We start from the raw sequence: 1,005 nt of genomic DNA, 5'->3' as shown, positions 1-1,005 counted from the left end.
GGCTCTCACCCAACCAATACGCGCGCCAATGGGCACAACACCACCAATAACAACCAACAACCCTCAAAACACCCGGTCCACAAAACCAGACCAGACCACCTCCACCCACACCCAACTCTGAAGAGCCAGAAAGTGGATGTGCTGCTACCCCACTCAGTGGCAGACAGAGTCACTTAGTTGTCGGAAGCAGAGAGTGCCCGTTTCTCCAAAATCTCCTGGACCTGCATGAACCGATCCATAAGGCCAGATGCTCCAGCGTAAATGTAGGTGCCATGAATACCGCGAGTGAGAAGAACCTTGTAAATGTTCGCAACGTACCGGTTAAGTCGCTCGGGGGTCGTAGTTTCACCGGCAATAGTATTGTGCTGCTTCCCCCGGTCATCGAAGTATTTTGAGCGATTGACTCTATATTTTCCATCGCCGTCCAATTCAACCTCGGGACCGATGATAACAGCGGCATAGTTGAGATCGTATCCTTGAATAGTGTGAATGGATCCGATCTCGTTGAATGCGTTATCGGAGTGTACCCAAGAAACCGTTGTTTGATTCCATCGATACTGATCTTGACCAAACTGCATATCGAAGGGGAGAGCATCTGGTGTGAGTCCGACGTTCTCTTTGTTAGAAGGATTCGACTTCCATTCCCAACCGTAGCCAGCTAAGGTTCGCGAAAGACCTACTTTCAGTTCCTTCTCTCGGAGCGCTTCGCGCATTTCGTCAAAATCAGTGAAGATCCTAAAATCATACTCGCCAAAGTCAGGTACATCACTGTCTGTTAGTGGGCCATCGCCAAAAAGCTTATCCAGGAAACGCTTGTATCGATCGATTTCAGAAATCTTCATACGCATCTGACTGGTTAGGGAAAACACGCGTTTTTCTTTGCTTGCCTCGTCTAGTTCCTTTTTCGGCTCTTCGCATTTGAGGGTGTAGGTGTTGTGGGCGGTGTTGGGCGTGTCGTGGCCGGGTAGGGGTCGAGGTCTTTCGATGATGGAGATTGCTACACCG

1 protein-coding gene is annotated in these 1,005 nt (G+C 49.8%); it reads right to left on the bottom strand.

What is annotated here, in order from left to right; genetic code table 11:
- Positions 1–173: 173 nt before the first annotated feature.
- Positions 174–1,005 (bottom strand): DNA/RNA helicase domain-containing protein (locus tag KHW85_RS08260; protein ID WP_291459548.1); only part of this gene is annotated, 832 nt, incomplete at its 5' end.

Source organism: Actinomyces sp. oral taxon 181, from assembly GCF_018370895.1.
Classification (GTDB): domain Bacteria; phylum Actinomycetota; class Actinomycetes; order Actinomycetales; family Actinomycetaceae; genus Pauljensenia.
The sequence above is the reverse complement of the archived record's forward strand: the minus strand, read 5'-3'. Positions and strand labels throughout refer to the sequence as shown.